The organism is Curtobacterium flaccumfaciens, from assembly GCF_013359815.1.
In the GTDB taxonomy this organism is placed as follows: domain Bacteria; phylum Actinomycetota; class Actinomycetes; order Actinomycetales; family Microbacteriaceae; genus Curtobacterium; species Curtobacterium flaccumfaciens.
The window spans coordinates 178,860-204,112 of the sequence record NZ_JABMCF010000040.1; the positions used below are offsets into that span (position 1 = coordinate 178,860).

At 70.3% G+C, this 25,253-nt stretch carries 21 protein-coding genes; 15 read left to right on the forward strand and 6 right to left on the reverse strand.

Annotation, left to right across the window (positions count from 1 at the left end; genetic code table 11):
* Nucleotides 1-36: 36 nt before the first annotated feature.
* From HP445_RS14585 to HP445_RS14595, 3 genes are read right to left on the reverse strand one after another with little or no spacing between them, the layout of a single operon-like run.
* Complete coding sequence (locus HP445_RS14585) at nucleotides 37-2,625, reverse strand: glycosyltransferase (RefSeq protein ID WP_128779689.1); 2,589 nt, start codon at nucleotides 2,623-2,625, stop codon at nucleotides 37-39.
* The gene (locus HP445_RS14590; protein WP_128779690.1) at nucleotides 2,625-4,079 is read right to left on the reverse strand and encodes a glycosyltransferase family 2 protein; all 1,455 of its coding nucleotides are present in this window, start codon (nucleotides 4,077-4,079) and stop codon (nucleotides 2,625-2,627) included. Before HP445_RS14590 ends, HP445_RS14585 begins: the two co-directional genes overlap by 1 nt.
* Complete coding sequence (locus tag HP445_RS14595) at nucleotides 4,076-5,434, reverse strand: rhamnosyltransferase WsaF family glycosyltransferase (protein ID WP_128779691.1); 1,359 nt, start codon at nucleotides 5,432-5,434, stop codon at nucleotides 4,076-4,078. Before HP445_RS14595 ends, HP445_RS14590 begins: the two co-directional genes overlap by 4 nt.
* A gap of 53 nt (nucleotides 5,435-5,487) precedes the next feature.
* Between HP445_RS14595 and hisD the strand changes: the two genes are divergently transcribed.
* From hisD to HP445_RS14610, 3 genes are read left to right on the forward strand one after another with little or no spacing between them, the layout of a single operon-like run.
* A complete protein-coding gene (gene hisD, locus HP445_RS14600; protein WP_128779692.1) occupies nucleotides 5,488-6,795 on the forward strand; it encodes a histidinol dehydrogenase in 1,308 nt (435 codons plus the stop codon).
* Between the two features lie 13 nt (nucleotides 6,796-6,808).
* Nucleotides 6,809-7,309: a transcriptional regulator NrdR gene (nrdR, locus tag HP445_RS14605; RefSeq protein ID WP_111023127.1), complete on the forward strand. Its 501-nt coding sequence runs from the start codon at nucleotides 6,809-6,811 to the stop codon at nucleotides 7,307-7,309.
* Nucleotides 7,306-8,382, forward strand: a complete 1,077-nt coding sequence (locus tag HP445_RS14610; protein ID WP_128779693.1) for a quinone-dependent dihydroorotate dehydrogenase — start codon at nucleotides 7,306-7,308, stop codon at nucleotides 8,380-8,382. The genes nrdR and HP445_RS14610 overlap by 4 nt, the downstream gene beginning before the upstream one ends.
* A gap of 233 nt (nucleotides 8,383-8,615) precedes the next feature.
* Here HP445_RS14610 and HP445_RS14615 read toward each other — a convergent pair whose 3' ends face one another.
* On the reverse strand, nucleotides 8,616-9,191 hold the full coding sequence (locus HP445_RS14615) for a DUF3043 domain-containing protein (RefSeq protein ID WP_111023129.1): 576 nt from the start codon (nucleotides 9,189-9,191) through the stop codon (nucleotides 8,616-8,618).
* Nucleotides 9,192-9,243: 52 nt separating this feature from the next.
* Between HP445_RS14615 and HP445_RS14620 the strand changes: the two genes are divergently transcribed.
* The 6 genes from HP445_RS14620 to HP445_RS14645 all read left to right on the forward strand — a co-directional run bounded on the left by HP445_RS14620 (nucleotide 9,244) and on the right by HP445_RS14645 (nucleotide 16,018).
* Nucleotides 9,244-10,695, forward strand: coding sequence for a dipeptidase (locus HP445_RS14620; RefSeq protein ID WP_128779694.1), 1,452 nt, complete (start codon nucleotides 9,244-9,246; stop codon nucleotides 10,693-10,695).
* A gap of 58 nt (nucleotides 10,696-10,753) precedes the next feature.
* Complete coding sequence (locus HP445_RS14625) at nucleotides 10,754-11,122, forward strand: HesB/IscA family protein (RefSeq protein ID WP_035808216.1); 369 nt, start codon at nucleotides 10,754-10,756, stop codon at nucleotides 11,120-11,122.
* Between the two features lie 292 nt (nucleotides 11,123-11,414).
* Nucleotides 11,415-12,317: an aa3-type cytochrome oxidase subunit II gene (gene ctaC, locus HP445_RS14630; RefSeq protein ID WP_027465265.1), complete on the forward strand. Its 903-nt coding sequence runs from the start codon at nucleotides 11,415-11,417 to the stop codon at nucleotides 12,315-12,317.
* An 11-nt stretch (nucleotides 12,318-12,328) separates the two neighbouring features.
* Nucleotides 12,329-14,065, forward strand: a complete 1,737-nt coding sequence (gene ctaD, locus HP445_RS14635) for an aa3-type cytochrome oxidase subunit I (protein WP_027465266.1) — start codon at nucleotides 12,329-12,331, stop codon at nucleotides 14,063-14,065.
* Between the two features lie 4 nt (nucleotides 14,066-14,069).
* Nucleotides 14,070-14,486, forward strand: a complete 417-nt coding sequence (locus tag HP445_RS14640; protein WP_111030352.1) for a cytochrome c oxidase subunit 4 — start codon at nucleotides 14,070-14,072, stop codon at nucleotides 14,484-14,486.
* A gap of 158 nt (nucleotides 14,487-14,644) precedes the next feature.
* Entirely contained in the window at nucleotides 14,645-16,018 is a 1,374-nt protein-coding gene (locus tag HP445_RS14645; protein ID WP_071405720.1) for a glucose-6-phosphate dehydrogenase, read from the forward strand.
* Nucleotides 16,019-16,132: 114 nt separating this feature from the next.
* Here the strand turns inward: HP445_RS14645 and HP445_RS14650 are convergent, their stop codons facing one another.
* Together HP445_RS14650 and HP445_RS14655 are read right to left on the reverse strand one after the other, a co-directional pair.
* On the reverse strand, nucleotides 16,133-18,094 hold the full coding sequence (locus HP445_RS14650) for a glycoside hydrolase family 15 protein (protein WP_241660344.1): 1,962 nt from the start codon (nucleotides 18,092-18,094) through the stop codon (nucleotides 16,133-16,135).
* Between the two features lie 78 nt (nucleotides 18,095-18,172).
* The gene (locus tag HP445_RS14655; protein WP_110864632.1) at nucleotides 18,173-19,237 is read right to left on the reverse strand and encodes an App1 family protein phosphatidate phosphatase; all 1,065 of its coding nucleotides are present in this window, start codon (nucleotides 19,235-19,237) and stop codon (nucleotides 18,173-18,175) included.
* A gap of 153 nt (nucleotides 19,238-19,390) precedes the next feature.
* On the opposite strand from HP445_RS14655, the gene HP445_RS14660 reads away from it, so the two are divergent.
* The 6 genes from HP445_RS14660 to HP445_RS14685 all read left to right on the forward strand — a co-directional run bounded on the left by HP445_RS14660 (nucleotide 19,391) and on the right by HP445_RS14685 (nucleotide 25,238).
* Nucleotides 19,391-20,038 (forward strand): TetR/AcrR family transcriptional regulator, encoded by a 648-nt coding sequence (locus HP445_RS14660; RefSeq protein ID WP_111023133.1) that lies wholly within the window; start codon nucleotides 19,391-19,393, stop codon nucleotides 20,036-20,038.
* A gap of 229 nt (nucleotides 20,039-20,267) precedes the next feature.
* Nucleotides 20,268-21,194, forward strand: coding sequence for an ABC transporter ATP-binding protein (locus HP445_RS14665; protein ID WP_027465271.1), 927 nt, complete (start codon nucleotides 20,268-20,270; stop codon nucleotides 21,192-21,194).
* Entirely contained in the window at nucleotides 21,191-21,907 is a 717-nt protein-coding gene (locus HP445_RS14670) for an ABC transporter permease (RefSeq protein WP_128779695.1), read from the forward strand. The genes HP445_RS14665 and HP445_RS14670 overlap by 4 nt, the downstream gene beginning before the upstream one ends.
* Nucleotides 21,904-22,632: an ABC transporter permease gene (locus HP445_RS14675; RefSeq protein WP_111033338.1), complete on the forward strand. Its 729-nt coding sequence runs from the start codon at nucleotides 21,904-21,906 to the stop codon at nucleotides 22,630-22,632. The genes HP445_RS14670 and HP445_RS14675 overlap by 4 nt, the downstream gene beginning before the upstream one ends.
* Complete coding sequence (locus HP445_RS14680; RefSeq protein WP_111023134.1) at nucleotides 22,629-23,552, forward strand: ABC transporter substrate-binding protein; 924 nt, start codon at nucleotides 22,629-22,631, stop codon at nucleotides 23,550-23,552. Before HP445_RS14675 ends, HP445_RS14680 begins: the two co-directional genes overlap by 4 nt.
* A 273-nt stretch (nucleotides 23,553-23,825) precedes the next feature.
* Entirely contained in the window at nucleotides 23,826-25,238 is a 1,413-nt protein-coding gene (locus tag HP445_RS14685; protein WP_128779696.1) for a cytochrome ubiquinol oxidase subunit I, read from the forward strand.
* Nucleotides 25,239-25,253 lie beyond the last annotated feature (15 nt).

Here is a 25,253-nt window from a genome sequence, read left to right on the forward strand (position 1 = left end):
TCGTGGTGTCCGCTCGCCACGCGCGCCGAGAAGCGCTCACAGCGACCGGACGACCTGCCCCGCCTCCGCCGCAGCCCCGACCACGACGGCGAAGTCCCCGTCCGCGACGGACTGCCCCTCCGCCAGCCACACGACGTTCCGCGTCCCCGGCTGCGGCACGAACGACGAAGCACCTACCCCCGAAGACGGTGCCTCCACGACCAGCACGGTCACCTCGTCCAACCCGCTGGATCCCCGGTACCAGGACGTCGGCATGTCGACCTGCACCACGTGTCCCGCGGCTTCGAGCGCGATGACCAGTGCGGACACGTCCGCGACGCGCGTGCCGTCGTGCTTGACGGCGACACGGAAGCCAGCAGCCCCCTCCTCCCGGACGACGACCGGTCGCGAGGACCGCACCATCACGCCGTGGCCCTTGGGGAGCCCGGGGTCCACTCCGAGGTAGCGCAGTCCGGCTGCGTCGTACCGGGCGTCGGCGTCGGCGTCGGGGTACCGCCCGCGCCACCGCTCGTCGAAGATGCGGCGGTTGTCGACGCGGGCGTCGTCCCGGCCCGGCGTGCGGCTCTCGTGGTGGACGACGACCGACGACGGGACGACGACGAAAGCGGAGCCCGCCGGTGACGTCGACAGTGCGCGGAGGCACAGGTCCACGTCCTCCAGCCCGTTGGCGTACACGGGGTCGAACCCGTGCCAGCGGATCAGGTCGGCGGCACGGAACGCCGCGGCGGCTGCGGTGATCGCCGAGAACCGCACTGCGCCGGCGGAGCCCGACCCGAACACGCGGTCGGCGTCGTGTCGCGGGTGGTCGCCGAGGAAGTGCCAGGGGAGCACCTTGTCCCCGCCGAAGACCGTGCCGGCGGCCTGCACGACGCCGTCCGGGTACACGAGCAGGGGCTGCGCGCCGAGGACCGACGGGTCGTCCAACGCGCCGACGAGCGGCCGCAGCCAGCCGGTGGTGACCTCGGTGTCGTTGTTGAGCATGACGACGGTGCCGCCCGAGGACCGGGCGAGTCCGAGGTCGCTGCCCAGGGCGAAGTTCCGGTTCCGGTCCTCGCGCTGCAGGACCACCCGGGGTTCGTCACGGAACCAGGCACCGAGGATCGCGGAGACCGATCGCGGAGAGCCGTTGTCGACCAGGACGACCTCGACGCGGTCGCCGTCGTGGTCGGCCGCGCCGAGGACGGCATCGACGGCGCGCCGGGTCATCGTCCAGTCGCGGAACACCGGCACGACGACCGAGACGAGTCCGGTGTCCCGTGTCGGTGCTGCGGACGCCAGGGCGTCCCAGTCGATGCGGTGGCGGGCGAGCGCGACCTCCTGCCACGACGCGGGCTGGGCGGAGGAGACCCGTCGCTGGTCCCGCACGTTGTCGTAGTCGACGCCGATGACGGGGACGTACGCGGGCACCCCGAACCGCTGCCCGATGCGGAGCAGCCACTCCCAGTCGATCCAGCGTCGGAGCGTCTCGTCGAACGGGCCGACCCCTGCGGCGACGTCACGGCGGACCACGAGCGCGTTGAGGTCGATGAAGTTGCCGGCGAGCAGGTCGTCGAGCGTGCCGTCCTCGCCGCGGTACGTCTCGACGGGCGCGGTCCGGTCGTCCGCGTTGTTCGCGCCGACCATCCGCAGACCCGTGTGCACGGCGGGCCCGTCGGTCTCGAGCAGAGCCGCGAGGGCCGCGGTCAGGTGTTCGGGACGCCAGGTGTTGTCGGCGTCGAGGAACGCGACGAAGTCGCCACGCACGGCCGCGAGTCCGGTGTTCCGTGCGGCGCCGGCACCGCCGTTCTCCCGCTCGAGGAGCCGGATGCGCCCGTCTTCGGCAGCGAGCCCGCGCACGACGTCGACGGTGTTGTCGCCGGACCCGTCGTCGACCACGAGGAGTTCCCAGTTCGTGTGCTGCTGCGCTCGCACCGAAGCGATCGCCGCACCGACCACGTCGGCGCGCCGGTACACCGGCATCACGATCGACACGAGCGGTTGCTCCGCGTCGCGCCGCGCGACACCGCGCGGGTACCGGCCGAGGGCCTCGGCGACCTCGGGCCCGTCCCACGTGGACCGGTAGCGTCGCCGGGTGCGGTGCTGCGCACCGGCGAAGGCGCGCGCATCGGCGACGGCTGCGTCGCGTGCGGCGCCCCAGGTGGGAGCGTCGCCACGGCGGCCTGGAGGCACGGGGAGCGTGGTCGCGTCGGTCGCGTTCCGCAGGAAGTGCCGGAGCGCATCGAGCGTGGTCGCCGGGCGGTCGGCTCCCGGCACCGAGGCGGCGTACACGCCTGCGTCGAAGAGCGGCCCGGTCTGGAAGAGCTCGGGGCCCTCCTGGTGCAGGGCGTCGTACCAGGACATCGCGGGGACGGGCTGGTGCTCGCGCATCCACTCGTGCTCGATGAGCGGGTGCAGCGAGAGCCCACGCTGCCCGTCGTTGTGCACGTAGAACGCGACGGCGTCGGCGTCGGTGTCGAACGTCCGTCCGGTCTGTGCCTCGAAGTACGCGCGGTCGAGCACCTCGAACTCGGCGATCCGCCGGGCCCAGCGGTCGAGCCGGTCGGTCACGGTCAGCGGTCGGTCCGGGCCCCGGAAGGGTCGGGCGAGGCGCCGTGCGACGCGGCCGATGCCCTTCGCCTCGGCCATCAGCGGCGCCCCGGCAGTCGTGCGGCGACCTTCGCGATCGCCTGGCCGGTGCGGAAGGACCTGCTCGCGCGCAGGTCGGTGAGCTCCCGGCGCAGGCGCACGACCTCGTCCGCTGCGCTGGCCGCGGCGACGTCGGCGGCCGTGAGGTCGAGGGGGAGCAGCGCCGCCCACCGACGTTCGAGCGCGTCGGCCGTGCCCGCGAGCGGGGCCGTCAGCGCATCCTCGATGCGTGCACGGGCGTCGGTGACCGCGCCCGGTGCGACGACCACGGCGAAGTGGTCCACGACGGCCGCGAGGGTGTCGGCGCCCGTCCGGTGCGCTCGCGACGACCACGGCACCGCGTTCTGCGCGGCCCGCACGACCACCAGGTGGAGCGCCCGCCGGTTGGCCGCGACGACGTCCGCGGGCGCCGGGTCCACGAGCACGGCGACCGTGACGAGGTCGTCCGGGCTGGGGTCTCCGGTGGTGACGGTCCACGCGGCCGGTGCCGACGTACCGGCGGGGAGCCGGGCCTCCAGGTCGAAGCCGTCCCCGAAGGCCGCGTCGACCTGGCGGACGAGCGTGTCGGCGTCCTCGACGTGCCGCAGGTCCACGGCGAGCCGCGGGCGCTGCCCCGAGGGGACGAGGACGTCGGCGAACCGCTCGGTCGCCGTCATGCCGTGCCGCTGGTACGCGGCCACTGCGTCCGGCAGGAACGGGTAGCGACCCTCGAGCACGCGCTGGTGCGCGGCGCGCAGCGCGCTGCGGTTGCCGGAGAAGCTCTTGCCGCCGGCGTGCAGGACCAGCGCGCGGTTGGCGATCTTGGCGAGCCAGCCGTGGGCGGCGATCCGGAGGCAGTAGTCGTTCTCCTCGCCGTAGCCGGGCGCGAAGGCCTCGTCGAACAGACCGTGCTCGGCGATCAGCTCGCGGCGGGTGAGGAAGCAGAAGCCCATCGCGACGGGCAGGACCTGGGACACCGGGAGCAGCGGTGCGAGCTCGCCCCAGACCCGTCGCGTGCGGTCCTCGGTGCGGGCCGTACCCCGGTTGGTCAGGCGGTAGGGGATGCTCGCGATCGTCGCGTTGTCACTGCGCGCGGTCACGACGCCGGTGCGGTCCTCGTCGAGGACCGCGAGCATCGCGTCGAGGAACCCCGCCGTCGGCACGGCGTCGCTGTTGAGGAGCAGGACGGCCTCGGTGCCGGCGTCGTCGGCGCCGCGGTCGAGTTCGTCCACGGCACGGTTGCACGTGCCGACGAACCCGAGGTTGTGGTCGTTCCGCTCGTACCGGAACCCGGGGCGGTCGCCAATCCGGTCGAGCAGCGCCCGCTCGATGGTGTCCGCCTCGGGCCCGCAGTCGTTGACGAACAGCGCGCGGTGCCGTTGGGTGTCCAGGTGCTCGAGGAGCCCGTCGACGCACCGCAGCAGGGAGTCGAGGTCGCCGTACACGGGCACGACGACGAGGGTGGAGCGGGTCATCGGTCGGACTCCTCTGCTTCGAGTGCACGTGCGAGGGCGTCCACGGCGGTCTCCAGCGGGCCACCGAGCACCCCCGCAGCCAGGGGCACGTGCCCGGTCGGGCCGTCCGCAGCTGCCTGCCGGACGGCGTCGGCGACGGCCAGGCCGAGGGAACGGGCATCGGCGGGGACCGCCTCGAGGTTCGGGTGCAGGTGCGCCCGGGTGCCGCGGAACTCGTTCGTCACGACACGTGCGCCGGACACCGCGCCGTCGAACGGTGGGTGGCTCGGGTGCGGGCTGTGCTGGAGCGACAGCACCACGTTCGTCGATGCGATGAACCGGAAGTAGTCGTCCCAGGGCATGGTGCCGTGCGAGACGAGCTTCACGTCGCCTGGGCCCCCGTCGAGCTCGACGTCGCCGTGCTGTTCACCGGCCGAGTGGAACTCGATCCGGATGCCGTCGGCGGCCAGCTCCTGCACCGCGACCCGCAGTGCGGCGACGCCGAGGCGGAACAGGTTCCGGTGCTTGCTCGGACGGCCGTAGAAGAGGACCCGGACCACGTCCTCGTGCGCCCGGGCAGCGGCCACGCGTTCGAGCAGCTCGAGGTCGAGGTGCGGTGTGAAGGTGTGCTCGGAGGGGACGTCGAGGCCCTCGACGTCGGCCAGGTACCGGCGCAGCGGCTCGGAGTTCACGAGCATCCGGAAGCCGGCGCGGTAGGTCGAGGCGGCGACCGCGTACTCGGTCGACCACGGGCTGAAGCCGGGTTCGTAGTCCTGCACCAGGTACACGACGCGGTGTCGGGGGACCACCCCGGCGGTGACGGCGACGTCGATCGGGTGCGCGGTCTTCCAGTGCGTGGCGACCCAGACGTCGTCGCGGCCGAACTCGGTGTCCAAGATGTCCTCGCGCCGGACCACGCGGACCCCGGGACGTCCGTCGACGCGCGACTCCGGGAACCGGTCGGCGACGAGCGCCTCGGCTGCGGCGGCACTGTTGCCGGGTGTCGTCCACCGGACCATGACGACCCGGACCCGCCGGCCGAGGCGGTCGCCGAGCGCCAGGGCGACGGCCAGGGCGGTCTGCACCCCGGCGAAGGCGGCACCCTCCCGGAGTTCGTCGACCACGAGCACCACCTCGGGATCGCGGTCCACGGTGCGGATGCCGGCGAGCGACAGGCTCGTCTCCACCAGGCCGTCGAACGGGCGCGCGGCCAGCGGCGCACGATCGCGTTCCCGCCGAGCCACACCGACGTCGACCCGGGACACCGTCCGGCCGAGTCGCTCACGGACGTCGTTGCGGTAGTGGCCGTCGCGGGCGTACCGCTCGTTCACCCGGACGAGGTCGCTCACGAGGCGCCGTGCCTTCTCGAAGTTCATCAGCCCTCACGTTACTGGGCGTCGGCGTTCGGCTCGGTAGGATCGGATCCCTCATGATGCAGCGAATCGACCTCCGCGGTGGCCTCCCCGCCCGTGCCGAACTCCTCCGACTCATGCCCCGCGCCGCGGGTGACGTGTCGCACGCGGTCGACGCCGCGCGCGAGTTGATCGAGGACGTCCGACACCGTGGGGCCGCGGCCCTGCACGACCAGGCCGAGCGCTTCGACGGCGGGGCTCCCCCGAACGTCCGCGTGCCCGCCGCCGAGATCACCGCAGCCGTGGCCGGGCTCACTCCGGAGGTCCGGGCAGCCCTCGACGAGGCCGTCCGCCGCGTCCGGGCCGCGAGTGCCGCGCAGATCCCCGCCCCGTCCGTGACCACCCTGGCCGACGGCGCCGAGGTCCACCAGCGCTGGCAGCCGATGCGCCGCGTGGGGCTCTACGTGCCCGGTGGCAAGGCTGTCTACCCGTCCAGCGTCGTGATGAACGTCGTCGCGGCCCAGGTCGCGGGCGTGCCCTCGATCGCCCTCGTGTCGCCGCCGCAGCGTGACCACGGCGGCGCGGTGCACCCGACGATCCTCGCCGCGGCGGGGCTGCTCGGCATCGACGAGGTCTACGCGATGGGCGGCGCCGGAGCCGTCGGCGCGCTGGCGTACGGCGTCGCCGAGATCGACCTCGAGCCGGTCGACCTGGTCACGGGGCCTGGGAACAACTACGTCGCCGCCGCCAAGCGTCTGGTGCGCGGGGTGGTGGGCATCGACTCCGAGGCCGGGGCGACCGAGATCCTCGTGATCGCGGACGACACCGCCGACGCCGGGTTCGTGGCCGCCGACCTCATCAGCCAGGCCGAGCACGACGAGCAGGCCGGCAGCGTGCTGGTGACGACGTCCGCGGCGTTCGCCGACGCGGTGGAAGCCGCCATCCCGGAACGCACCGCTGTGCTCGGGACGGCCTCGCGCCTCCAGACCGCCCTGGACGGACCGCAGTCCGCGATCGTCCTGGTGGACTCGCTGACGGACGCCGCGACCGTGAGCAACGCCTACGGTCCCGAGCACCTCGAGATCCAGACGGTCGACGACGACGCCGTGCTGGCCGACATCGACGCCGCCGGTGCGGTGTTCGTCGGGCCGAGCACGCCGGTGAGCCTGGGGGACTACCTGGCCGGGTCCAACCACGTGCTGCCGACCGGCGGCCAGGCCCGGTTCGGGTCCGGGCTGTCCGCGTCGACGTTCCTGCGACCCCAGCAGATCGTCCGGTACACGCCCGAGGCCCTGGCCGAGGTCGCGCCGCACATCGTCGCCCTGTCCACCGAGGAGCAGCTCCCCGCGCACGGGGCCGCCGTGACGGAGCGCACGAACCGATAGCCTGGGGAACGACATGTTCTGCCCCTTCTGCCGCCACCCGGACTCCCGCGTCGTCGACTCACGGACGAGCGACGACGGAACCTCCATCCGCCGCCGTCGACAGTGCCCCAACTGCGGTCGACGGTTCTCGACCACCGAGACCGCCTCGCTCAACGTCGTGAAGCGCAACGGCGTCACCGAGCCGTTCAGCCGCGACAAGATCGTCTCCGGCGTGCGCAAGGCGTGCCAGGGGCGCCCGGTCACCGACGGTGACCTGGCCGTGCTCGCGCAGCGCGTCGAGGAGACCGTGCGGTCCTCCGGGTCCAGTCAGATCGACGCGAACGACATCGGCCTGGCGATCCTCGCGCCCCTGCGGGAGCTCGACGAGGTCGCCTACCTGCGGTTCGCGAGCGTCTACCAGGCGTTCGACTCGCTCGAGGACTTCGAGGACGCGATCGGCCAGCTCCGCCGCGACCACCACGCGGCATCCGACACGGCCGCCGGGTCGTCCACACCGTCCGGCACGCGCGCGTGAGCGGCATCGCCGAACGCATCGTGCGCGGCGGCTACCGCGTCGTGTTCCGCTCCGTGTTCGCGAACATGGACCCGGAACGTGCCCACCACCTGGCCTTCGCCGTCATCGCGGGGCTGCCCCGCCTGCCGTTCCTGAGCGGCGTCGTCGAGCGGTACTGCCGTCCCGCTGCGGCCGACGGCATCACCACCATGGGCATCCACTTCCCGTCGCGCTTCGGTCTGGCGGCCGGGTTCGACAAGGACGCCCGCGGCATCGCCGGTCTCGGCCTGCTCGGCTTCGGCCACGTCGAGGTCGGCACCATCACCGCCAAGCCGCAGCCCGGCAACGAGCGCCCGCGCCTGTTCCGGCTGATCGGCGACCGCGCCCTGATCAACCGCATGGGCTTCAACAACCACGGCGCCGCAGCGGCCGCCCGGCGCCTCGAGCGCGCCCGCCGCAACCCCGGTCGCCCCGTCATCGGCGTGAACATCGGCAAGAGCCGGGTGGTCTCCGTCGAGGACGCCATCGACGACTACCTCGAGTCCACCCGTCGGCTCGCGACGTTCGCGGACTACCTGGCGGTCAACGTCAGCTCGCCGAACACGCCCGGTCTGCGCGGACTGCAGGAACTCGACCAGCTCCGACCGCTGCTGTCCGCGGTGCGTGACGCCGCCGGCCGGACGCCGGTGCTCGTCAAGATCGCGCCGGACCTGACCGACGAGCAGATCGACGCGATCGCGGGCCTCGCGGTCGAGCTCGGGCTGTCCGGGGTGATCGCCAACAACACGACGATCTCCCGCGAGGGCCTGACCGCCGATCCGTCCGACGTCGAGGCTATGGGTGCCGGGGGACTCTCCGGCGCGCCGGTCGCCGCCCGCTCGCTCGAGGTGCTGCGTCGCGTCCGCGCCGCGGTGCCCGCCGACTTCTGCGTCATCGCCGTCGGCGGCGTGACCACCGAGCAGGACGTGCAGGACCGCATCGACGCCGGGGCCACGCTCGTGCAGGGCTACACGGCGTTCCTCTACGAGGGACCCACCTGGGCGGCGCGCATCAACCGGCTGCGCCGTCGGCGGCTGCGTCGCGCCGCGCGGTAGACGCGACCACCTGACGGACTGGAGGCCCGTGGCGACACCGCCACGGGCCTCCAGTCCGTCATGGGGCGCGCCCACGGCCGCTTCGTGAGCAGAACACGCCGTGGCTCGCCAGTCGACCCGTCGTGTTCTGCTCACTCGATCGCCGATGCGGAGCGTGGGAGCGGGGAACAGGGGAGCGGGAACGACGAAGCGCCGCCCGGCAGGCCGGGCGGCGCTTCGTCGTGTGCGTGTGGCTAGAGCGTGGGGTACTGCCCACGCCGGACCTGGGGCTTCGGCAGCCGCAGGAAGCGCAGCTGCCACGCCCGCGTGAGGATGTAGAGGAACGTGCCGCGCTGGAACTCGCCGAACTTGTTGGTGAGCTTGCGGCGGAGCGACAGCCACAGCACCACGCAGTCGATGATGAACAGCGCCACGAACGCCCACACCAGCAGCAGCGAGTATGACGCGATCACGGTCTGCGCGGCGGCGAACCCGACGATCAGGAACAGCACGAGCACGGGCATCATGACCTCGCCGACGTTCCAGCGGGCGTCGATCCAGTCGCGGACGAAGCGTCGCTGCTCACCGCGGTCCTTCGCCGGCAGGTAGCGCTCCTCGCCGTTGGCCATGCCGACCCGGGCGCGCTCGCGCTCGGAGTTGAGGCGGGCACGGGCGGCCTTCTTGTCGACCGGCGTGTTGCCGACGAGGGGGCGGCGGTTCGCTGCCTCTCGCTCGCGGCGGGACGGCGTGGGGCGGCCCTTGCCCTGCTCGAGGAGCTCGGCCTCGGTCGGGTTGACGGTCGTGTTGGTCTTGGGGGCTGCCTTCGCCACGGTGCGTTCCTAACGGCGGTGTGCGTGCGGGATCTCCTCTAGATTACCGGGCATGACCGACAGCGAACAGCACAGCCCCGCGACCGACCCCGCGCTCCTCGACGCCCTGCGCGAACACGTGCAGGGTGCACTGCCCACGACGATCGCCGACCTGTCCGCGCTGGTGCGCCTGCCGTCGGTGTCCTGGTCGGCCTTCGACCCGGCGAACGTGCGCGCGAGTGCCGAGGCCGTCGCGGACCTCGCCCGGTCGACCGGGGTCTTCGGCGCGGACGACGTCCGGATCGTGCGGTCGGCGGTGTCCGGCTCGACGGCCGACGTCGCCGAGGCCGACGCGGAGACCGAGCTCGGCCAGCCCGCGGTGCTCGCGGTGCGCCCGGCTCGGAACGGCAAGCCGACGGTGATGCTCTACGCCCACCACGACGTGCAGCCGCAGGGCGACGAGGCCCTGTGGGAGACGCCGCCGTTCGAGCCGACCCTGCGCGGTGACCGCCTGTACGGCCGCGGCGCCTCGGACGACAAGGCCGGTGTGATGACGCACATCGCGTCGCTCCGCGCGGTGCACGCCCAGTTCGGTGACGACCTCGACCTCGGGATCGTGCTCTTCGTCGAGGGCGAGGAGGAGTTCGGTTCCCGCTCGTTCCGCACGTTCCTGCGCGAGCAGAAGGAGCACCTCGCCGCCGACGTCATCGTCGTGGCGGACAGCGACAACTGGTCCACCGAGGTCCCGTCGATCACGGTCTCGCTGCGCGGCAACGTCACCTTCAAGCTCACCCTGACCACGCTCGAGCACGCCAGCCACAGCGGCATGTTCGGGGGAGCGGCCCCGGACGCGATGATCCCCATGGTGCGGCTGCTCGCCTCGCTGCACGACGCCGACGGCTCGGTCGCCGTCGAGGGGCTGTCCTCGTACGAGGCCGACGTGCCGGAGCGCACCGAGGACGAACTCGCCGTCGACGCCGCGCTCGTGCCCGGTGTCCGCCCGATCGGCACCGGCGCCGTGCTGTCCCGCATGTGGTTCCAGCCGTCGATCACGGTGACCGGCATGGACGTGCCGAGCGTCGCGAACGCCTCGAACACCCTGCTGCCCACGGTCTCGGCACGGGTCTCGGTCCGCGTCGCCCCCGGTCAGGACGCCCGGCAGGCGTCCGCGGCCGTCGAGCGGCACCTGCGCGAGCACGTCCCGTTCGGTGCACGGATGGAGATCACCGAGCCGGACAGCGGCGACGGGTTCCTCGTCGACACCGCTGGCTGGGCCGTCCAGGAGGCCCGAACGGCCATGCGGGAAGGCTGGGGCGCCGAGGCGGTCGAGCAGGGCATCGGCGGGTCGATCCCGTTCGTGTCCGACCTCGCCGAGGAGTTCCCGGACGCGCAGATCCTGGTCACCGGTGTCGAGGACCCGGACACCCGCGCGCACAGCCCGAACGAGTCGCAGCACCTCGGCGTCCTGCACCGTGCCATCGCGTCGGAGACGATCCTGCTCGCCAGGCTCGCGACGCGCAGCTGAGGGTGCTTACAATCGACGCCAGGCGCGGTGACCGACACCGCCCGGAGGGAGACGCGCGATGAGCGACACCATCACCGAAGCACCGGCGACCGAAACGCAGTCGCACGGCGTCCTCCTGAGCGACGCCGCTGCCGGCAAGGTGGCGAGCCTGCTCGAGCAGGAGGGCCGCGACGACCTGCGCCTGCGCCTCGCCGTCCAGCCCGGTGGCTGCTCGGGCCTGATCTACCAGCTCTACTTCGACGAGCGCCTGCTCGACGGTGACGTCACCGCCGAGTTCGACGGGGTCGAGGTCGTCGTCGACAAGATGAGCGTCCCGTACCTCGACGGCGCGACGATCGACTTCGAGGACACGATCCAGAAGCAGGGCTTCACGATCGACAACCCGAACGCGCAGGGCAGCTGCGCCTGCGGTGACAGCTTCCACTGATCGCCAGCGATCCGACACGCGAGCGGGGAGCGACCGGAAGGGTCGCTCCCCGCTCGCGTTCGTGTGACCGGACGTGGCCCGCCGGGGCGCGGTGTGACCGGGCGAAATCGTGCCCGCAGACGTGCGGATCGAGGCCAGAACCGTGTCGTGTGTGCGCGAGCGGTACCGAGCTGCGAGTAAGCTAGGAGTGTTCCAATCAAGCTGGGAGCCAGCCATGCGCCGCCTTCGTGCGGCACGCCGTCGGACTCGACGGGCTGACCTCCGAAGCTCACGTCTTTTGCGAGAGGTAACAGTGCGTTCGAATCGCCGTATACGTTGGGCGGCCGTCCCGGTGGCCGTCGGTCTGGTCATCGCACTGGCTGGCTGCACGCAGCAGCAGATGAACGGATGGCTCCCCGGCACGGAGGAGACGAAGAACGTCACCAACCACACGAGCCGCATCGTCGGCCTGTGGACCACCAGCTGGGTCGTTCTCCTCGCCGTCGGTCTCATCGTGTGGGGCCTGATCATCTGGGCCGCGATCGTCTACCGCCGCCGGAAGGGCCAGACCGGCCTGCCCGTGCAGATGCGGTACAACATGCCGCTCGAGATCTTCTACACGATCGTGCCGCTGATCCTCGTGCTCGGCTTCTTCGCCTTCACCGCGAAGGACCAGGCCGCGATCGAGAAGCCCTTCGCCGACCCGGACGCCACCGTGCACGTGTACGGGAAGCGCTGGGCGTGGGACTTCAACTACATCAACAAGGACAACCCCGAAGAGAGCGTCTACTACCAGGGCATCCAGGCCCAGGAAGAAGAGAACGCCAACGGGGCGATCGACGAGTCGCAGCTGCCGACCCTCTACCTGCCGAAGGGCAAGAAGGTCGCGATCGAGCTCTCCTCGCGTGACGTCGACCACTCCTTCTGGGTCATCGACTTCCTGTACAAGAAGGACATGCTCCCGGGCAAGACCAACTGGGAGTACTTCATCCCGGAGAAGCTCGGCACGTACCAGGGCAAGTGCGCGGAGCTCTGCGGTGAGTACCACTCGCTGATGCTCTTCCAGGTGAAGGTCGTCACGCCGGCGCAGTACCAGGACTACCTCGACACCCTGAAGGACCAGGGCAAGGTCGGTCTGCTCGGTGACGAGTACAACACCAACACCAACGAACCGAACAACAAGGCGCCGGTCGAGGCGTCCAGCGAGAACAAGTAGGGGCTCGTCAGATGACAACGTCACTCGTCGGCCAACCGACCCAGACCTCGTCGCCGGACTTCCAGGCGTCGAAGGTGGGTCGGAAGGGCAACATCGTCGTCCGGTGGATCACCTCCACCGACCACAAGACCATCGGGTACATGTACCTGATCGCGTCGTTCATCTTCTTCCTGCTCGCAGGTGTGATGGCCCTCGTGATCCGTGCCCAGCTCTTCGAACCCGGCCTGCACGTGGTCGCGACGAAGGAGCAGTACAACCAGCTGTTCACGATGCACGGCACGATCATGCTGCTGATGTTCGCGACGCCGCTGTTCTCGGGCTTCGCGAACGCGATCATGCCACTCCAGATCGGTGCGCCCGACGTCGCCTTCCCGCGACTCAACGGCTTCGCCTTCTGGCTCTACCTGTTCGGCTCGCTCATCGCGGTCGGCGGCTTCCTCACCCCGCAGGGCGCTGCCTCGTTTGGGTGGTTCGCCTACGCGCCACTGAGTGACACGACGTTCACACCAGGGCTCGGCGGCACACTCTGGGTTTTCGGGCTCGGCATGACCGGCTTCTCGACGATCCTCGGCGCGGTGAACTTCATCACCACGATCATCACGATGCGTGCCCCGGGTCTGACCATGTTCCGCATGTCGATCTTCACGTGGAACACCCTCGTGACGGCGCTCCTCGTCCTGATGGCCTTCCCGGTCCTCGCGACGGCGCTCTTCGGCCTCGGGCTCGACCGCGTGTTCGACGCGCAGATCTTCAACCCGGCCAACGGCGGGGCCCTGCTCTGGCAGCACCTGTTCTGGTTCTTCGGGCACCCCGAGGTCTACATCATCGCGCTGCCGTTCTTCGGCATCGTCTCCGAGGTCTTCCCGGTGTTCAGCCGCAAGCCGATCTTCGGGTACAAGACCCTCGTCTACGCGACCATCTCCATCGCGGCCCTGTCGGTCACGGTGTGGGCGCACCACATGTACGTCACCGGTGGCGTCCTGCTCCCGTGGTTCTCGCTCATGACGATGCTCATCGCGGTCCCGACCGGCGTGAAGATCTTCAACTGGGTCGGCACGATGTGGCGCGGTTCGGTCACGTTCGAGACGCCGCTGCTCTGGGCCCTCGGCTTCCTGATCACCTTCACCTTCGGTGGTCTGACCGGTGTCATCCTGGCGTCGCCGCCGCTCGACTTCCACGTGTCCGACTCGTACTTCGTCGTCGCGCACTTCCACTACGTGGTCTTCGGAACCGTCGTCTTCGCGATGTTCTCCGGCTTCTACTTCTGGTGGCCGAAGTGGACCGGCAAGATGCTCAACGAGCGTCTCGGCAAGATCCACTTCTGGCTCCTGTTCATCGGGTTCCACACCACGTTCCTCATCCAGCACTGGCTGGGCGTCATCGGCATGCCGCGTCGCTACGCGACCTACCTGCCGAACGACGGCTTCACCTGGATGAACCAGCTGTCGACGATCGGCTCGATGATCCTCGCGATCTCGTTCCTGCCGTTCATCTTCAACGTCTACGTGACCGCCCGGAACGCACCGAAGGTCGCCGTGAACGACCCGTGGGGCTACGGCCGCTCGCTCGAGTGGGCGACCTCCTGCCCGCCGCCGCGCCACAACTTCACGTCGATCCCGCGTATCCGTTCGGAGTCCCCGGCCTTCGACCTGAACCACCCCGAGGCCGGTGTGCCGATCGGTGTGGGTCCCGCGAAGGACGCCCCCGATGCCCCGACCTACGACGCCGCGAAGGGCGAGGTGAAGTAACGCCATGCGCGCGAACACCAACCTGTTCTGGATCCTCTTCGGGTTCTTCATCCTGGCGGACGCCGCCTACACGATCTGGGCGCTGATCTACTACGGCGAGCCCGAGTGGGTGGGCACCGTCGCGATCGGCCTGACCGGCCTGATGTCGGCGTTCATCGCCTTCTACCTCGGCAAGGTGATGGCGTCCCAGGGCGGCGTCCTGCCCGAGGACCGCCCGGACGCCAACATCGAGGACGGCGACGCCGAGCTCGGGCACTTCAGCCCCTGGTCGTGGTGGCCGATCCTGCTGGCCGCCGCGGTCGCCGTGTGCTTCCTCGGCGTGGCCGCCGGCCTGTGGATCGTCCCGATCGGACTCGTCCTCGTGGCGATCACCCTGGTCGGCTGGGTCTACGAGTACTACCGCGGCAACTTCGGGCACTGACCCGGCCCTGCAGCGCACCTGACACTTCGGGCGGCACCAGAACGGTGCCGCCCGAAGTGCGTCCAGGCGACGATCTCCGGTCCCGATCCGGAACAAACGGGCCCGCCCGCGACTTGACTGGAGCGGACCTCCCACCACAGCGAAAGGAGTCACCTCAGGTGACCGACAAGCGCACCCTCATCATCTTCGGCGCGACGGGCGACCTCGCCTCCCGCCTGCTCCTGCCGGGCCTCGGCACGTTCCTGCAGAGCGGCCGTGCCGTCCCCGTGCAGCTGATCGGCACGGGCCGCAGCGAGCGCAGTCCCGAGAAGTGGAAGGACATCGTCACGCAGTCCTTCGCGTCGCAGGACGTCAAGGGGCCGGAGGTCGACGCGACCATCGAGTCGACGCAGTTCATCCAGGGCGACCCCACCGACCCGAAGCACCTCGAGGCGCTCCTGGCCGCGGCCGACTCCGAGCCGATCCTGTACTTCGCCCTCCCGCCGCAGATCGCCTCCGACATCTGCGAGGCGCTCGAGCACGTCGAGCTCCCCGAGGGCACGACCCTGGCCTTCGAGAAGCCGTTCGGCACCGACGTCGCCAGCGCCCAGGCCCTCAACGAGACGGTGCTGAAGCTGGTCCCGGAAGAGCGCGTGCACCGCACCGACCACTTCCTCGGACGCACCACGGTCCTGAACATCATCGGTCTGCGCTTCGCGAACCGCCTGTTCGAGCCGATCTGGAACGCCGACAACATCGAGAAGGTCGACGTCTTCTACGACGAGACCCTCGGGCTCGAGAACCGCGCTCAGTACTACGACGAGGCCGGCGCGATGGTGGACATGATCCAGTCGCACCTGCTGCAGATCCTCGGCATCGTGACGATGGACGCCCCGGCGGACATCGACGCGGTCGAGTTCCGCTCGTCCCTTGCCCGGGTGCTCCGTTCGACCCAGCTCAAGGGCGGCGACCCGAAGATCGCGTCGCGTCGCGCCGTCTACACGGCCGGCACGATCGACGGCAAGGAGCTGCCGTCGTACCAGGACGAGGACGGCGTCGACAAGTCGCGGAGCACCGAGACGCTCGCCGAGATCTCGGTCGAGGTCGACACGGCCCGCTGGAAGGGCGTTCCGTTCACGCTGCGGTCCGGCAAGGCACTCGGCAACAGCCGGAAAGAGGTGCTGATCACCTTCAAGCCGGTCACGCGTCTGCCCTCCGGTCTGAGCGGTCGCCCGAAGGCGGACACGCTCCGCATCGTCCTGAACCCGGACGAGATCGAGCTGACCGTGTCGGCAAACGGCGGTGGCAACCCGTTCGAGATGGGCCAGGTCACCCTGTCGTCGTCGTTCAGCGACGGCGAGCTCACCCCGTACGGCGAGGTCCTGAACGGCATCTTCCACGACGACCCGCTGCTCTCCATCCGCGGCGACGTGGCCGAGCGCTGCTGGGAGATCGTGGAGCCGGTCGTCGCCGCGTGGAAGGCCGACGAGGTCCCGCTCGAGGAGTACCGCGCCGGTTCGCGCGGCCCGGCGGACTGGGAGTCGTCGTCCTGACGGACGCGCTGCTGACGTCCTGAACGGACGCCCTGACGGACGGGAGGCCCGGTGCCAGCTGGCACCGGGCCTCCCGTCCGTCGTGGGGCCGCCATCAGGGCATCGCAAGACGCATCAGGCGGGGGAGCCGGCGCGCTCACCCTCGCCGGTCCACGACCGGGTGCCGCCGTCGTGGACGGGCAACCGCGTGCGGTGCCCGACGGTCGCGCCACGGGCGCGCTCGATGGCGTCCGCTGCCGACACGAGCGTCAGGTGCGACAGCACCTGCGGGGTGTTGCCGATGTGGTGCTCGGTGGCGACGTCGATCTCCTCGGAGAGCATGCCGACGTCGTTGGCGTACCCGACGAGCACGTCCATCAGGCGCTCGGCGTCCTCGACCCGGCCCGAGGCAGCGTACTGCTCCACCAGCCAGAACGAGCACGCCAGGAACGGGTGCTCGGCGCCGGACAGCCCGTCGAAGCCGGCCGTCGTACGGTAGCGGAGCACGAGTCCGTCGTCGCCGACGCGCAGGTCCTCCTCGATCGCGCGCACGGTGCCCGTCATCCGGGGGTCGTCGGCGCGGCAGAACCCGACCTGCGGCAGGACGAGCAGGCTCGCGTCGACCTCGTCGGTGTCGTAGTGCTGGCGGAACGAACCGCGCTCGGCGTTCCAGCCGTGCTCCTCGATCTCGGCGCGGACGGTGTCGCGCAGGGAGCGCCAGCGGTCGACGGGGCCCTCGAGGCCGAACTCCTCGACCGCGGCGACCCCGCGGTCGAACGCGGCCCAGATCATCACCCGCGAGTGCGTGAAGCTCCGCCGCGGACCGCGCATCTCCCAGATGCCGTTGTCCGGCTCCTGCCAGTGCTCCTCGACGTAGCCGAGCAGTGCCCGCTGCAGCGCCCAGGAGTCGGCGTTCTCCTCGACCCCGAGCTCGCGGGCGTCGTGCAGTGCCGCGAGCACCTCGCCGAAGACGTCGCCCTGGTACTGCGTCGAGGCGCCGTTGCCGACGCGCACGGGTGTCGACCCGAGGTACCCGGGCAGCTCGGGCAGCTCCCGTTCGGGCAGCTCGCGTTCGCCGGCGATGCCGTACATGATCTGCACGTCGGCGGGGTCACCGGCGATCGCGCGCAGCAGCCAGCCGCGCCAGTGCGTGGCCTCGTCGCGGTACCCGTGGGCGATGAGCGACGCGAGCGCGAGTGAGGCGTCGCGCAGCCAGACGTAGCGGTAGTCCCAGTTGCGTTCGCCACCGGGGTCCTCCGGCAGGCCCGTGGTCGCCGCGGCGACGACGCCACCGGTCTCGCCGTGGGTCATCGCGCGGAGGAACACCAGCGACCGTCGAGCAGCGTCGGCGTACCGGCCGGTGGTCTGCGCCGGGGCGGTCCACGCCGTCCACCACGAGATGGTGTGGGCGAGGGCCGCGTCGACGTCGAGCGGTTCCGGCGGTTCGCGGTGCGAGGGGTACCAGGTGAGCACCGTGTCGAGCACGTCGCCGTCGTGGATCGTCGTGAGGGCGGTGTGCCGGTGGTCGTCGGCGCGGAACTGCGGCCCCCGGACGATCACCGAGCCAGGGCCCGCCGTCGCGAGCAGCGCCGGTTCGTCGTCGTCCCCGATCTGCCGGATCCACGGCAGGGCCCGTGCGTAGTCGAACCGGATCCGGAGCGTCTGCCGGAGCTCGACAGTGCCGCGGAGCCCGCGCACCCGGCGGACGATCGAGGGGCGGTGCGCGCCGACGGGCATGAACTCGGTGACCTCGACCACGCCGTCACGGGTGGTCCACACGGTCGAGAGCACCAGGGTGTCACCGTGGTACCGCCACTGGGCCGTGGCCTCGTCGTCGACGGGTCGCAGGGTCCAGTGGCCGTGGTCCTCGGTGCCGAGCAGCGAGGCGAAGGTGGACGAGCTGTCGAAGCGCGGCAGGCACGCCCAGTCGATGGTCCCGTCGCGGCCGACCAGGGCAGCGGTGCCGGTGTCGCCGATCAGGGCGTGGTCCTCGATGCGGTTCGGCGGTGTGGTCGGTGCAGCTGGGTGCGGTGCGGCTGGGTGTGGTGCGGCTTCGGGTGATGCGGCTTCGGGCGGTGCGGCCGGCTCGGTGCTCATGGACCGATCGAACACCCGGTGCCCGAGCGCCGCGGTCGGCCACGGGTGCTCCGGGCCGAGAACGTGATGAAGGGTCGCTCAGGCCGGGTCGGAGGCGTCGGACTCGATGATGCCGACCCGCGCGAGCTCGCTCCACAGACCGGCGCCGTCCGGTGCGTACACCCACGGCGCCGACGAGTCACGGGAGCGTTCCTGCGCCCGCGAGCGTCCACCGGCCAGGACCGCTTCGCTCGTGGACAGCTGCCGGATGGCGACGCCCGCGACGTTGTCCGGGTGCTCCCGCGAGAAGTCGCCGTAGAGGCTCTCGTCGTGCTGTCCGTCGTCGCCGACCAGGAGCCAGCGGATGTCCGGGAAGTCCTTCGCGAGCCGTCGCAGGTTCTCCTGCTTGTGCAGCTGCCCGCTGCGGAAGAACCGGTCGTGGGTGGGACCCCAGTCGGTGAGCAGGAGCGTGCCGGACGGGTACATGTTGCGCGACAGGAAGCGCTGCAGCGTCGGGGCGACGTTCCACGCTCCGGTCGACAGGTAGACCGTCGGGGAACCGGGGTGCTGCGCGAGGATCCGCTCGTACAGCACGGACATGCCGGGCACGGGGCGGCGGGCGTGCTCGGTCAGCACGAACGAGTTCCAGGCGGCGAGCATGGGGCGGGGGAGCGAGGTCACCATGACGGTGTCGTCGATGTCGGACAGCAGCCCGAAGCGGGTGTCCGGGTGCACGACGAACACGTCGGCCTCGACGTCGCGCCCGCCGCCCGCCGACAGCCGCACGGTGCGCCAGCCGGGCTCGAGGTCGATCGGGACGATGGTGTCGACGACGCCGCCACGGTCGGTCTGGACCACGTGGGAGACCCCGCCGGCGGTGACGGTGACCTCGGCGTGGTCGACAGCGACGCTCGTGAAGCTCTTCCAGCCGCGGACGCCCGCGTAGGAGACGTCGGAGGCGAGACCGCGGCGCGTCAGCAGCACACGGCAGAGGATGCGCACCCAACCGGGCGCGCCGTAGCCGGTGTACGGGACCACCGTCGGGACGAGTCCGCGACGGCGCGCACGGTGCTCGCGGAACTCCTGGACGGCGTCCTCGATGCGGGCCGCGCGGTGCAGGAGCGGCTCGGCCAACGACGGCTCGTGGGGCGTCGGGTCGGGCATGGCGTCATCCTCCCACGGGCGGCTGACGAAACCCGCGCGCTGTACAGAACTGGTGCGTCGCAAGTGGTGAGTCGCAGCCACGTTCCAGGTGCGTTCTGCGAAAGTTGTCCCCGTCACACCAACCAACCGCGCTGGAGCGCAAGAGGAGAACACGTGCTCGTCACCGAGGTAACGAACGCTCTGCCGGGGGGATCATCACTGCTCAGGAACGAGCCGGTCCAAGCCCGCAGTTCGGCGCGCCTCGCCGGCCTCCTCGACGCCGCAGCCGCGGTGATCGACGAGATCGGGTTCGAACGGCTCACGACCGCCATGGTCGCCGAGCGCGCGGGGGCGTCGATCGGCACCGTCTACCGGTACTTCCCGGACCGCATCGCCGTGGTCGAGGCACTCGCGATCCGCTGCACCCAGCGGCTCGCCTCCCGCTTCGTCGAGGCGCTCGACGCCAGTGGCGCCGAGACCTGGCAGGACGCCAACGACGCGCTCATCGACATGACCGCAGAGATGTACCGCACCGAGCCCGGCTTCCGGGCCATCCGCTTCGGCGACCCGGCGGACACCGGAACGGGCGACGCGGAGGACCGCATGGGTGCGCTCGGCGCGGCCGTCGGCCAGATCATGCGCGATCGTTTCGGCTTGCCGGACGACGAGCGCATCACCCGCGCGTGGGTCGTCCTCGCCGAGTCCGGCCACGCGGTGCTGGCGCGGGCGCACCGCGACCGCGAGCACCCCGACACGGAGCTGATCGAGGAGTACCGCCGGATGAACCGCGCGCACCTGGAATCGGTGATCGCCGCGTCCTGACGATCCCGTCGGACCGGCGCGACACGCCGGAGACCGAACCGACCCGCCCGCGCCTCCGAACACCGAGGCGCGGGCGTCGTCGTCCCCCGTCGGATCGCGCAGTACCGGTGGTGTCCGCGGAACGAACCGTGGTCCGGAACCCGTCACGCGGCGTCGCGACCGAACCGATGTCGGCACCCCCGGGTACTCTCATCCGGAGTCGGGCTACCTCCGAACAGAAGGGCACCCCATGATCGAGTTCCGCTCGGTGCGCAAGACCTACCCGGACGGCACGACTGCGGTCGAGCACTTCGATCTGGTCATCCCGTCCCGGACCACCACCGTCTTCGTCGGATCCAGTGGCTGTGGCAAGACCACGCTGCTCCGCATGATCAACCGCATGGTCGATCCCACCTCCGGGACCGTCGAGATCGACGGCTCGGACGTCGCCGGGATCAACCCCGTCGAGCTCCGTCGCCACATCGGGTACGTCATGCAGAACTCCGGACTGCTGCCGCACCGCAAGGTCGTCGACAACATCGCGACCGTCCCGCTGCTGACCGGCGTCTCCAAGGCCGACGCGCGCAAGCGCGCCCTCGAGCTCATGGACACCGTCGGACTCGACCGTGCCTTCGCCGACCGCTACCCGTCGCAGCTCTCCGGCGGCCAGCAGCAGCGCGTCGGTGTGGCCCGCGGGCTGGCCGTCGACCCGAACATCCTGCTCATGGACGAGCCGTTCGGTGCCGTCGACCCGCTGGTGCGGAACGACCTGCAGGACGAGCTCATCCGCCTGCAGCGCGAACTCGGCAAGACCGTCGTGTTCGTGACGCACGACATCGACGAGGCGTTCAAGCTCGGCGACCAGGTCGTCATCCTCAAGAAGGGCGGCGAGATCGCCCAGCAGGGGACGCCGGCCGAGATCCTCGCCGCACCCGCCGACGACTTCGTCGCCACGTTCATCGGCGCCGGCCGCGGGCGCCGCGCGCTCCGCGTCGAGCAGACCCCGACCGGTCCGATCGTCGTCGACGGTGAAGGCCGCGCAGCCGGCGTGCTGACGGGCCCGGTCGGTGTCGTCGACGCCGCCGAGGCCGTTCCGCAGTCCGACTCCCGAGCAGCAGAGGCCGGAGCGTCCCACGACGCACCGGGTGCCCCGGCGCAGGGTGGGGGCACCCGGTGAAGTGGGTGCTGGCGAACCTCGACACGATCTGGGACAACACGGTCTCCCACCTCGCGATCGCGATCCCGCCGATCATCGTCGCGTTCCTACTGTCGATCCCGATCGGGTGGCTGGTGGTCCGGCTGCAGCGCCCCGGTGGGTCGCGCTTCGCATCGGGTGTGGGCAGCAGCATCGTGACCCTCGCCGGTCTGCTCTACGCCATCCCGTCGCTCGCCCTGTTCGTGGCGCTGCCGAGCATCATCGGCACCGGCCTGCAGAGCCCGATCAACGTCGTCATCGGGCTGACCCTGTACGGCCTCGCCCTGATGGTCCGTTCCACGGTCGACGGGCTGACCTCGGTCGACTCCGAGACCAAGTCCGCCTCGACCGCCATGGGCTACTCGCCGGCGCAGCGGTTCTTCCGTGTGGAGCTCCCGCTCGCCGGTCCGGTCCTACTGGCCGGGCTCCGGGTGGTCTCGGTCTCCACGATCTCGCTGACCACCGTCGGGGCGGTCCTCGGCATCCCGAGTCTCGGCCTGCTGTTCACCGACGGCCTGGGGCGCGGGATCTACGAGGAGATCCTCTCCGGCATCGTGATGGTGCTCGTGCTCGCCTTCGCCCTCGACGGCCTCCTCGTGCTGCTCGGGCGCCTGGGAATGCCGTGGACCCGGACGAACTCGGTGTCACGCCGACAGGCTCGCCGAGTCCTGCAAGCAGCGGAGGTCTCCTCGTGATCATCGGTCAGGCCTTCGCGTGGGTGTTCGACCCCACGAACTACGGCGGGTACAACGGCATCCCCACGCGCGTCTGGGAGCACGTCTGGATCACCCTGCTCGCGGTGCTCATCGCCGCGGTCATCGCCGTGCCGGTCGGGTACGCGATCGGCCACACCCGCCGTGCTCGTGGCTTCTCGATCGCGGTGTCCGGCGGAGTGCGGGCGCTCCCGACGCTCGGCGTGCTCTCGCTGTTCGGGCTGCTGCTCGGCATCGGGCTGCAGGCTCCCTTGCTCGCCCTCGTCATCCTGGCGATCCCGTCGGTGCTCGCCGGTGCGTACTCCGGCATCGAGTCCGTCGACCCGGGGGTCGTCGACGCCGCGAAGGCCCAGGGCATGACCGGCTGGCAGATCCTGTGGAAGGTCGAGATCCCGCTCGGGCTCCCGCTCCTGATCGGTGGCGTCCGCGCCGCGGTGCTGCAGGTCGTCGCGACGGCCACGCTCGCCGCGTACGTCGGGGCCGGTGGCCTCGGCGGCTACTTCTTCCTCGGCCTGAAGACCCAGGACTACGCCGAGATGCTCGGCGCCTCCATCCTCGTGATCGCCCTCGCGATCGCGTTCGAGATCGTGTTCGCCGTGCTGCAGCGGGCGGCGGTGCCGAAGGGCACCGCGGACCCGTCGGCCCGACAGCGTCAGGGGTCGCGTGAGCGAGCCCGCAATCCACTCCCGGAAGGAAATCCCTCGTGATCACAGCACCCAAGATCCGCGCCGGTGTCGCCGCCGCGATGGCGGTCGGCGTCGTCGCCGCCCTCGCCGGCTGCGCGTCGAGCGACCCGCTCGACAGCGGTTCCAGCGACTCGTCCGACTCGAAGACCATCGTCGTCGGCTCGCAGCAGTACTACTCGAACGAGATCATCGCCGAGCTGTACGCCCAGGTCCTCGAGAAGGACGGCTTCGACGTGAAGCGCAACTTCAACATCGGGCAGCGTGAGGTCTACATCCCGCAGCTCGAGAAGGGCGCCATCGACGTCATGCCCGAGTACAGCGGCAACCTGCTGCAGTACTTCGACAAGGACTCGGACGCGAAGACCGCCGACCAGATCGACGACGGGCTCGACAAGGCCTTGCCGAAGGGCCTCCGGGTCCTCGACGAGGCCGACGCGACCGACCAGGACAGCTACACCGTCACGAAGAAGTTCTCCGAGGACAACGACGTCACGAGCCTGGCCGACCTGAAGAACGTCGACGAGAAGCTCACCGTGGGGGCCAACTCCGAGAACCAGACGCGGCCGTACGGCCCGAAGGGGCTCAAGTCGGTCTACGGCGTCGACGTCGACTTCAAGGCGATCGAGGACGGCGGCGGTGCCCTGACCGTCAAGGCACTCAAGGACGACACCGTCCAGCTGGCCGACATCTACACCGCTGACCCGAGCATCAAGGCGAACGGCTTCGTCACGCTGAAGGACCCGGAGAACCTGATCCTGCCGCAGAACGTCGTGCCGGTCGTCTCGAAGAAGGTCAACGAGAAGGCTGCGGACGCGATCGACTCGGTCAACGAGAAGCTCACGACCGACGCCCTGATCGAGCTCAACACCAAGAGCACGGCCGACAAGGAGAAGGCGTCCACCATCGCCGAGGACTGGCTCAAGGCCGAGGGTCTGCTGTAGCCAGAGGTTCACGAACAAAACGACAGGCGTCGGGTATCCACCCGGCGCCTGTCGTCGTTCGTGGAGCCGACCACGCGAACATCCGTGCCGCACGGTTGTGCCGTGCAGGGGCTGTGCACGTTTGTGCACTGAGTCGTTCTACAACTTGTCGAAGTGTGATGCAGCGCGATAGCGTTGGGATGTCCCAAGGGCTGTGACACCTGATGTATCCGTTCCACAGGAAGCAACTGACGTGCACGAACAGCGCGCGGCCACCCGTCTCGGAATCGCCGCATGAACGACCTCCTCGATCCGCTCCTCCTGTCGCGGTGGCAGTTCGGTCTGACGACCATCTACCACTTCCTCTTCGTCCCGCTGACGATCGGCATGGCAGCCGTGGTGGCCGTGTTCCAGACCGCCTGGTACCGGACCGGCCGCGCGCACTACCTGCAGCTGACGCGGTTCTTCGGGCGGATCTTCCTGATCAACTTCGCGATGGGTGTCGTGACGGGCATCGTGCAGGAGTTCCAGTTCGGCATGAACTGGTCGAACTACTCGCGCTTCGTCGGTGACGTCTTCGGCGCACCGCTCGCGCTCGAGGGGATCCTGGCGTTCTTCTTCGAAGCGGCCTTCATCGGCATCTGGATCTTCGGCTGGGACCGCCTGCCGAAGGGGTTGCACCTGGCGAGCATCTGGTGCGTGAGCGCCGGCACGATCATGTCGGCGTACTTCATCATCGCCGCGAACGCGTTCATGCAGCACCCGGTCGGCTTCGCGATGAACGAGGCCAAGGGCCGTGCGGAGCTCACCGACATCTGGGCGGTGCTCGGCAACAAGGTCGCCCTGGCCGCGTTCCCGCACACGCTCTTCGCCTGCTTCATGGTCGCCGCGGCGGTCATCATCTCGGTCGCGGCCTACCACCTGGCCCGCAACCAGAACCTCGAGACGATGCTGCCGGCGCTGAAGTTCGGCATGTGGACCATGCTCGCGGCCGGCGCGCTGACCGTCCTGACCGGCGACCAGCTCGGGCTGACGATGGTCGACACGCAGCCGATGAAGATGGCGGCGGCGGAGGCGCTGTACAACACCGCGACCGGCAAGGACGCCTCGTTCTCGATCTTCACGCTCGGCACCCCCGACGGTGTGCACGAGCTGTTCTCGATCCGGGTGCCGTACCTGCTGTCGTTCCTGTCGACGCACACGTTCAACGGCACGGTCGAGGGCATCAACGACCTGCAGGCGCAGTACACGCAGGTGTACGGCCCCGGCGACTACAAGCCGATCATCTGGGTCACCTACTGGTCGTTCCGCTGGATGATCGCCCTCGGCGTCGGCGCGGTCATGGTCTCGCTGGTCGGGCTGTGGCTGACCCGCAAGGGCCGGTTCCCGACCCAGCGCTGGGTGTGGCGCATCGCCACCTGGACGGTGCCGCTGCCGATGGCCGCGATGATCGTCGGCTGGGTCTTCACCGAGATGGGCCGGCAGCCGTGGCTCGTGTTCGGGCTGCTCCAGACGAAGGACGGTGTGTCGCCGAACGTGACCGGGGTCGAGGTCCTCATCTCGCTGCTGGTCTTCACCCTGATCTACGGCTCGCTGGCCGTCGTCGAGTTCAAGCTCATCAAGAAGGTCGCGCAAGAGGGGCCCGCCGACCCGGACGAGGTCGACGAGGAAACCGGCGAGGTCAAGCACGAAGTGACGGTCTACTAGAAATGGACGCTGCCT